This window comes from Chloroflexota bacterium (genome assembly GCA_009840355.1).
Lineage (GTDB): Bacteria > Chloroflexota > Dehalococcoidia > Lucifugimonadales > JADFKI01 > Bin90.
Genome location: VXNZ01000032.1, coordinates 1 through 9,008 on the forward strand (window position 1 = coordinate 1; position 9,008 = coordinate 9,008).

At 53.7% G+C, this 9,008-nt stretch carries 9 protein-coding genes and 1 pseudogene; 3 read left to right on the forward strand and 7 right to left on the reverse strand.

The genetic code is table 11. The features are described from left to right. Positions 1–29: 29 nt before the first annotated feature. Positions 30–503 carry a hypothetical protein gene (locus F4X57_09435; protein MYC07376.1) on the reverse strand — a complete coding sequence of 158 codons (474 nt, stop codon included), beginning with the start codon at positions 501–503 and terminating at the stop codon, positions 30–32. Continuing rightward, positions 479–1,123: a helix-turn-helix domain-containing protein gene (locus tag F4X57_09440; GenBank protein ID MYC07377.1), complete on the reverse strand. Its 645-nt coding sequence runs from the start codon at positions 1,121–1,123 to the stop codon at positions 479–481. Before F4X57_09440 ends, F4X57_09435 begins: the two co-directional genes overlap by 25 nt. 287 nt (positions 1,124–1,410) lie before the next feature. On the opposite strand from F4X57_09440, the gene F4X57_09445 reads away from it, so the two are divergent. The 3 genes and pseudogenes from F4X57_09445 (at position 1,411) to F4X57_09455 (ending at position 2,529) form a co-directional block, all read left to right on the forward strand. After that, a complete protein-coding gene (locus tag F4X57_09445) occupies positions 1,411–1,740 on the forward strand; it encodes a hypothetical protein (GenBank protein MYC07378.1) in 330 nt (109 codons plus the stop codon). 27 nt (positions 1,741–1,767) lie between these two features. Next, positions 1,768–1,971, forward strand: coding sequence for a hypothetical protein (locus F4X57_09450; GenBank protein MYC07379.1), 204 nt, complete (start codon positions 1,768–1,770; stop codon positions 1,969–1,971). A 131-nt stretch (positions 1,972–2,102) separates the two neighbouring features. Then, positions 2,103–2,529: pseudogene (locus tag F4X57_09455) on the forward strand (hypothetical protein). Positions 2,530–2,667: 138 nt separating this feature from the next. Here F4X57_09455 and F4X57_09460 read toward each other — a convergent pair. The 5 genes from F4X57_09460 to F4X57_09480 form a co-directional block, all read right to left on the reverse strand. After that, on the reverse strand, positions 2,668–5,094 hold the full coding sequence (locus F4X57_09460) for a hypothetical protein (GenBank protein ID MYC07380.1): 2,427 nt from the start codon (positions 5,092–5,094) through the stop codon (positions 2,668–2,670). A 330-nt stretch (positions 5,095–5,424) separates the two neighbouring features. After that, complete coding sequence (locus tag F4X57_09465) at positions 5,425–5,811, reverse strand: tyrosine-type recombinase/integrase (protein ID MYC07381.1); 387 nt, start codon at positions 5,809–5,811, stop codon at positions 5,425–5,427. Next, positions 5,783–6,328, reverse strand: coding sequence for a hypothetical protein (locus tag F4X57_09470; GenBank protein MYC07382.1), 546 nt, complete (start codon positions 6,326–6,328; stop codon positions 5,783–5,785). The genes F4X57_09465 and F4X57_09470 overlap by 29 nt, the downstream gene beginning before the upstream one ends. Positions 6,329–7,432: 1,104 nt before the next feature. Then, complete coding sequence (locus tag F4X57_09475) at positions 7,433–7,663, reverse strand: hypothetical protein (GenBank protein MYC07383.1); 231 nt, start codon at positions 7,661–7,663, stop codon at positions 7,433–7,435. 528 nt (positions 7,664–8,191) lie between these two features. Further along, complete coding sequence (locus F4X57_09480; protein ID MYC07384.1) at positions 8,192–8,851, reverse strand: hypothetical protein; 660 nt, start codon at positions 8,849–8,851, stop codon at positions 8,192–8,194. Positions 8,852–9,008: the final 157 nt, after the last annotated feature.

Genomic DNA, 9,008 nt, shown 5'->3' on the forward strand with positions numbered 1-9,008 from the left:
AGCCAAAGTTATGAATAGAACGGCTCGTGTCAACAACATATGGACTTGGTACTAGGACGCGGCGGCGCTTCCTGAGACGGGATGTCGCGCCCCTCGTGCTGCACCGCCAGGCTATCGTCCAGCCCTTCGAGCACATCCACGGCCGCTCCGGCGTAGGTCGGCATGTCCGTGCCGGGCAGCAGCTGCAGGGTGCGCCAGCGGTATCTGACCGTGTTGTCCCTGACGACTCTGCGCCGGTACTTGAAGCACAGGATCCTCCCCGGACACACTCCTTCGTCTACCGCTCGATAGGCGACTGCCGACTCCCGTGCGGGCACCCTGAAGCGTTCGTTGAAGCGTGGAAGGAAGTCTTCCAGCACGCGGCTGGCGTCATCGATGGTAGCCGCACCCGCAAGTCGGAGTTCGCTGACGAGCCTGTCCTGGAACGTTCCCGCGGCGCGTTCTACGCGACCCTTGGCCTGAGGCGATTGGGCGAATATCAGCTGTATCCCAAGCTCGTCCATCGCTCGACTGAACTGGGTGGGGCGGCGGCAGTCTCCGGTGAAGGCGTGTGCTTGAAGACGGCGTGCCGGTCCGAATAGAGCGCGAGCGGTATGCCGCAGCGCCGCACCAGTCCATCGAGGAGAAGGAAGTAGCTGCGCGTGTTCTCCAGTTCGCAGAACAGGGCGTTGACGACGGTCCCGGTGGCGTCGTCGATCGCCAGCAGCAGCGTGAACCGCGGTCCGTCTTTCCCAAGCCATCTGTGGTAGCTGCCGTCTACCTGAATCAGCATACCATTACGCGGCATACGCTGCCGACGAACTCGGTGCTTCGGAGGCCGACGACGACGCGGGCTGCTCACACCGGCGTTAGACAGTATCCTGCGTAACGTGTCGCGACCGATGTCTATACTCTCTCGCTCCCTCAACAACTCGCTCAGGTGCGTGTGGTTAACTCCGGCGTATTGTGTCCGAGCCAGGCGTACCACCTCGATCGCCAGTGTGCTCGGTGTAGCATTGGCAGGCCTGCGACCTCTGTTGCCGTAAGCTATTGCGGCTGCTCCCTTCTCGCTGTATGCCGCCAGTATGCGCCTGGTATGGCGTGTGCTCAGTCCCATCAGTGTCGCTGCCTGCTCCGTTGTCATATATCCCGCCAGTAAGTTGTTGAGTACCTGAAGTCTTGCCTATTCTTGCTGCGTCAATCTCACATGCTCCATCATGCGGACATTTTCGCTCAGCAGTTAACATGGACGGAATCGCTAAGCAACAACAACTGCGGCTGTCGTTGTTCAGGATAAATGTCAGTGTGATTGACCAGCATAAATGTCACTAACTTACTCTGTGATGGTGATACGCGACAATGAAATCTGCCGCTCACGACAATAGAATTTACCGGTTGCGATAGGCGAACATCCACATCATAGGCTCCCTGGTGCGCAAACCCGGCGCGTTCGCGCGCTACCGCTTCAGAGAGCAGTTGTACCCGACTCATACCTTCCGGCTGGCGTACGACGCTATGTGCGGCTGGAAGGAAAAGCGAGCGGACGTGGACTACGTTCGCATCCTGCACCTTGCGGCGGCGACGATGGAGTGCGAGGTGGAGAGGGCGCTGGAGCGTCTGCTTGAGTCCAGGGTGAGGTTCGACTACGCGGTGGTGAAGCAGCTTGCCGCACCCGCCTCTCCGGAGATACCGGAGATTGAGCTGTCCGCTGAGGTGGACCTGGGTGTTTACGACAGGCTACTTGCAGGAGGTGCGCGATGACGACTGAGACCTTACGCGCCAAGCGCAGTGGGAGAGCGCATCAGCGAGTTGTGCCGGCAGTTCAGGCTGCCCACGCTTGCGGCGGAGACTGTCGATCGCTTCAGCGACGCCGGACTCGCAGACGCCCTTCCGACACTCGTGGAGGTGCTGGAGCAGGAGGCGGGGGACACGCGCATACGCAGAGTGGACAGGCTGAGACGAGCGTCGAAGCTGTCGGCCGGCAAGACCTGAGACACGTTCGAGCACGAGCGTGCGCCGGTCAAGCTCAGGCAGCAGATCGCCAGTCTTGCCTAAGGGGACTTCGTGGACCGTGACGTAAACGTGCTGGCGTTCGGCCCGCCGGGCACGGCAAGACGCACGCTATGTGCGCCATCGGGCACAGGTTGGTGCAGTCCGGACGATCCGTGCTGTTCATCCCCGGCGTACCGCCTGGTGCAGGACATTCTCGCTGCCAAGCGCGACCTCGACCTGCCGCGGATGCTCAGGAAGCTCGACAACTTTGATCTGCTGATCATAGATGACCTGGGTTACCTGCCGTAGGGAGCTGAAGAGTCGGTGGTGCTGTTCACCCTGATAGCCGAGCGCTACGAGCGCCCCTCGATCGGCATCACGTCCAACCTGGTCTTCTCAGAATGGGAGAAGACCTTCTCCAATCCGATGGCGACAGCCGCGGCGATAGACAGAATCGTGCACCACTCAGTCATACTCGAGTTCGACCTGCCGAGCTACCGGACTAATGAAGCGCACGAACGACAGTTACATAGGACCCTGAGCGGCCAAAGTAACTGACGCAAAGTGGCCAGAATAACCGTCGTTGACCAGCAGCCGAAGCTGGACTAGTGGTGTACAATTCGAAAGGCAGTCGCAAGCGCTGAGGAGATACGACGGTCACCCCGACCTTACACTCTTTAGAGAATTTTCTTCCATTTAGCGCTGTATTTGCGTTCTGATGTAAGACATTTCTTCACTCAGCTGCATACTAAAATCTCGCCAATCGAAGATTCCGACCACAGACTCCATCTTGTGCCACTGAGAATCTAAGTATTGCCGAAATTTATTGGCTCGTTCTAATCGCGGCAAAATAGCTACCTGATCGGAGATGGTCTCCCTGAAAGTCCTTTCCACTATAGGGGTATCGACTACTACAGCATCAATATAGGTAAACTTACCAACCATCTTCTGGCAATAGTAGGAGCCAATTGTGGTGATCCGATAGTAAAGGTCGGTAGATTCAATGCGGTCAGAAAGTGGATCTTTTGTCTCCGTTTCTATTAGCTTCTTTCTCAACAATCTGTTCAGGGCGCTAATGATCTGAACTGGCTGAAATCCTAAGCCTTGAATGTATCTATGGATGTTTTCGGCAGCGATATAGCCACTGTTTCTAAAGGCTCTCGCGTCCGAGCCCAAGTAAGCGAGAATAATTGGTGCCAGAAAATGCTCTCTTCCATCATCGCCGCCAATATCGAATAAATTGATTATCTCAGAAAAACTGGGATCATAATCTCTGTAGTCTCCGTAGATTATGGCCCGTAGAAACTCATGGAATGCGACGTCGTATCTTCCAGTTTCTCGGAAAATGTCGAGCATCTTCACGGTGTTAGCATGTCCGCTTCCCACAAAAATCCGTACGAAATCAAGGGCCAATCGAATGTTACCCCCGCAAACATTATCAACAAATTCAACTAATTCATCATTGTGTTGAAATGAGAAATCAACGATTTCCAGGTAATCAGTAAGATCGCTTAGATCAACGTTCAAGTCGATCCCCTCTAGAGATTTCCCGATCTCTCCTGAGCCCAACAGCTGGATCGCGTATCTCAATCGCCTGTGAATCACTCGGTCTACTCTTGGAGGACTGATGGTGAACGCCTTCGCATGATAGGCGCTCAATGTTCCATCATGCCGTGACCTGTGATATGTCTCAGGCCTTAGAGCAACGAATACCAGGGCTGGCCAAAGTTCTGCCATGCTCTGTCCAATGAGGAAAGCTTGTTGTTGGAACTCGTCCACCCTCTGGTCCACATTATCCAAGAAAATAACGATTTGCCTATTCCGGCCTTTACTAATGTGTTCCAGGCATTGCCTCAAGTGCTCCTGCGAGGCCCCGATCTTCTTCTCCAAGAATCGAATCCTCTGTCTATCATATTCGGCACGGTCAGTGTCCCTTAAGCCTCCATAAATACCCCTTTCAAATCTGGAAAGTTCCCCGTGATAGACCGCATGCACGAAATTACGGTCCGAAATATCAATTTCGTAGTCTTCCAGCAATTGTCTAGTGATCTCCTGTTGGAGATATTCGTCCAAATCAGACTGAAGCGTCGGTTTAATTCCTAAGTCCAGATAGAGGACAATGGCTTCCTGCAGGAGATCCGCCGCTTCAACTGAAATGAAGTGACGAATAAACATCGTTTTGCCGACACCAACGTCCCCTATCAGTAAGACTGGCCGCCTTGTGGCACTCTGTGCCAGCATTTCCGACGTAATTCTTGGGTTGCCGCCTCTCTTAGTGGCCGAAGTCAGTGAGGGACCGGCGAGAGATTCCTCAAATTCCTGCGAATATTTGGATTGCAAGATTGATTTACTAACAAGGGCGTATTGAGAGAGAGCTCCGCTCTCTGCGTAACATTCTCTGAGAAACTCCTCCTCGTTCTCTGGTAATCTACCAACATCTTCAATGATGAGGTCACCAAAAGAGCGGAGATTTGACTGAATGGGATTTCTGATCTGATATCTAGGAAAATTCGGGATTCGAAGGGCAAGCTTATCGGGAGGTGGCCTTTGGCCCGTCTCTTGCAGTTTCAGGGGCAGGCCGCGACTTTCAATTCCGGCGAAGGACAGACAATCCCACAGTGTCAGAAAATGATCCGTCATCATCTGCAACGATCCAAGAACAAGTGCTTTTCCTTGCATTGGAGGGGTTCCATCAGTTCTGCTAGCCAAGAAAGCGATGAACTGATGACCGTTACACACAGCTCCGAATGGAACTCCCCTTGACTGGCAATAGGTCATTGCTTGGCTGATAGCACTATATACGTCAGGAGCCTCTTGTTTGAATCTGTCGATCCGGTATGTGACGTCGTCAAAGCCAGATGGAAGATCGAAGTAAATATCTTCCCTTTTAGCCTCAACGATCAAGTTCACGAATGGCTTACCTAGAGAATAGTCGGTGTAACTGCCTTGAAAGTTATCCTCTGTGACACATTGAGACCTGTCCCAACCGAGACAGTCAAAAAGCAACCTGTCTATAAGTTGGAGCCTTGTTGTGGCTTCGTTCCTGCCAAATCGTTCACCACTACTGGTTTCCTGGGTAAGTTCAGTTATGTTTTCGAGGCTCTCGGCGTAGCTTGCAGGCATCTCCAACCCTCTTGGTCCCAGTATTCTCAATATATTGCCTATAGAAATATAATGTGTTTCAGTCTAACTGCGCCAGTGCAAATCAATGATGATCCATCCGCGAGCGAAGTCTCTGGCGGCTGCAGAGCTGGGGCATCGAATTACAACCAGCACTTTATCATATAACCCTAATGCTGTTAGTAAGTCATGTCAAAGAGCGAAGTTCAAGTGCTCAACGACAGTTATACCAGTGACGCTCCAGTTTAATCATCTAATGTGTTCAGTCGAGTTTCCCAACCTTCAAACGAGCTACTCCAGTGCCTTCTCGCTCCTAGTATAACGCGCCGGCATCTACGGCGACTTCCAGCGTCCGTGGGTCTGCACCGCCTGCAGCGGCGCTCCCCGTCGGGTCATCCTGATCGCCGGGCCCACGCGACCGGAGTGCCCCGAGTAACCCTCGCCCAGGCCCGCGGCTCTCGCCATGCTGTCCACACGCCGACTTATCTGCGACATCGACAGCCCGAACACGGGGGCTTCATCGCTCCACGTCTCAGTATCCCCTCGCAGCTTCTTAAGCGCAGTCAGGGTCTCGGGCGTGACCACCACGTAGGCACCTTCTCCCACCTCATCGGTCTTGGATCGCTCAATGTACACCAGGCCTGCGCCATCTTCAGCCTCTGTTACATCTCGCCACCTGAGGGCTGCCACCTCAGAGATGCGCAGGCCCACATCGGACATCACCGACGCAAGGGCGATGTCCAGCCTGCCGCGCTTGAGAGCCGTTTCCTCTGTCTCGAACGAACCGCCCGCCCCTGGACCTTCGGGGATTGAGCGCGGTCGCTCGGATGGCGGCTAGCGCGTCTGCATCAAGAGGCCTGGCTTGCTTCTGGCTCACGCCTATCTGTCGTGACAGACCCCGAAGAGTTTCTGTGACGCCGGCAGTCTGCGGCGACTCAAGGCCCACGCGCCTGTGGGCATCGACGATTGCAGCGACCGCAAGCCGGATTGTGGACATGCTCTTGCCATCATCGGCAAGCTCCACCGCATATGCGGCCAGAACCTCCGGCTGGACCGGAAGTGCGGAGTAACCCTCCTGCTCGCACCATGCCTTGAATTTCCCATATTGACTCGCGTCGTTCTTGCGGGTGTTTTCCGACTGTGCGCTCTCGAGAGCGTCCGCCACTCGCCGGCGTTGCTCGTCTGTGAGAATTGCGGGAGCGTTTTCGGGCTGTGGTTGCCGTGTCTGGCGGGTCATATTGGATTCTCTCTAGTTGCGGTATAAATGTAATTATAAAGCATTTAGATTAGCCTGAAAGACACCCCCAAATTAGGCGTCTCAAGACGGGATAGGCAGGAGCAACACAAGCTCAAAGTTCATACTGCAGGCAGACCTCACTAGGCCAACTCGGTCGCAGTCATGCGACTTTCGGCATTAGGGCCTGTTGACATTCAGGTTTTGTACTTGCGAAATCCTATTTCGAGTAACAAAGGCTGACGTCTATTAGCCATCCTGTGGCCGGAACAACCAGCTGTGGGCTTCCGCCATATCTGTCAATCGCTGTGCTCTACGCTTCCTCTGTCCACCGCTCAGCCCCGAAAAGTCAATCAATACATGGTGAGGCGAGTCGGGCAGAGGATCGGAAATCACACTTAATCGGCTTTGCACGAATAGTCGCGATCATCACATAAAGTAGCGCAATCCTCACGGAAAGGCTTCGCTGCATCGACCGTCCTGACTACTCTCGTACTACATCCATGAGCGCGGATTCGGCACGCACATAAAGCCCAAGGCTCATAGAATGTCAAGGGCGGTCAAAAGCTGCCGATGCTTCTTTGGGCCGGTCCACTTGGATTCGGCGTAATCACGCCAGTATTGATTCCCAGTCAGAATGTAGTGGACGGACACGCATTTCGTCTATGAGAACACGGAGAATCTCGTTGAGTGAAATGTTTCCGGTTGGCAGGTGTGCGTCACGGATTTCAGAGCGTCCGACCTGTGCTCCTTCCTCTAAATGTATATGGGGAGTGACGACAGGGCTGCTACCGCGGGGATGCCAGTGGTACAGCAACACTTCTCTTCCATCGGAATCGTGAAGCTCGTACGAAAAACTTCTGACGACCACGCGCCAGGAAGAGCTTTGTTCAGAATCCACGGCGATGAAAGATTGTCGTAACGCGAACTGAAAACGAGAGGGACCGCGGAGGGACACCGGCTCTCCATTGTTTATGGTAACGGGAATCGGGGCGGGCGCAGGATGATAAAGCTCGGCAACAACGACCGAAGGTGTGACGCAAGAAACAAGTTTCTGGAGATTTTCGAGATGATCTGCTACGGCTTCGTGAGATGTCCGATTCAGGGTCAATCTTCCCAATACTCCGGCAACATCATCGCCAAGGCAATGACCTTTCCGTGGCGGGCGCGATCACCATCGAACTCTCCGGCCTTCCATGCCTTCGTGAACTCCTCAAGGCTCATGCCAAAATTCTTCTGGGCAAGGTTTTCCCGCATCCTTAGAGATTCTTCCTCGGTAAGGATGCGCGGCTTGGGAATGGTTATGTCAGTATTCTCAGGCACATTTTTCTGAAGCATGTCGTTTCCTCTCGCTCTCTTACAAGGATACCATGCCGTAAATCACAGTGCGCGGGTTGAGACGGTAAGTCCAGCCTGTGTTCTTGAACGGGTAGTAGGTGCAGGTCTGGCGCCCCAAGTCCACGCTGAACGGCTTGCCTCCGTCCGCACTCGGTAATCTGTGAGCCTTGGGCTTTATGTGCGTGCCGAATCTGTCGTCAGCGATGTATGATAGGCTGAGGCGAGATGCTCCATGCAGCGAGCACTTCCTATGACGAAACCGCCGCTTTATGTGATGACCGCGACTATTCGTGCAAAGCCCACTTAATCCTAGACACTCACATTCTCCAAGAGTAACCGCTACGCCACCGCCAGATAGAAGGCCTTGACTGGTATAGTGTTCCCAGGAAGATCACGCGCTGATTCCGTCTCCAACATAAACCGAAAGACGCAATTCGTCCTTTGGTGTCGGAGTGAATGCCTGTGAAGTGGGAAAGTCATCTCTAATCCAGTTCGGATGCACCTGGCGATACAGCAGAGTATCCGGATTCAATTCATACCTCCGCTGAAGCGGCGCAACTCGGTGGCGGCCCACTTCCAATCATTCCCGTCATCCATGTCCAGTGCCTTTTCACCTTCCTCTTCCGAGTTCAGGTCAACCCAGTTCCATTCGCCGCAATGACTTTCAATAGCCACTTCGAGGCTGATGTCGTGACGCCCAATTCTCCATTCCAGTTGCACGCCGCCTTCCGGTGTAGGATATGCGCGAGGTAGAGGCAGGTCGCTGGGATATTCACGCACGAACTTGCCGGCAAGCCAGTCCAGTCCTTCGTGGCTAGGCGCTTTGCCGTAACCGTTACCCCAATCCCTGGCGTGCTGTACTCCATCCGCCCAGCCATCCTTTAAGTTTCGTAAAGCATCCAATTGCGCCGCAATATCAAGCGGGGCGATAAGGCTGATGGCATCTACCTGCATCAAGTATTCCAACTCGTTGTACCGATATACGCCTACTCCCTTGACGAGCAGCCGTGCGTTGTCTCCACCTTCTTTCAACACACGATTTAGTTCATCAAGGACCCCTTTTGATGCAGACACACGCACCTCATCACCGTGTATGGGCTGAAGTTGGAAAGACGAAGCGTTCTTGTCGATTTCACTTACCGAACCACGTAGGTTCACCCTCTTCTTTGTTCTTGTTGTAGCAGCCATGTAACGTTTCCTTTCTCGCAAAAGGCATGTCGTGTCACTATTTCAGTATATCAGCGATTCTAGAATTTCCAGGGCCCCTGCAATGGCTGAATGTCAACAGACCCTAGGTCGTGTCGTCAAATGGAGTGGAAGGTGATAGAGTCGCATTGAAAGAGTA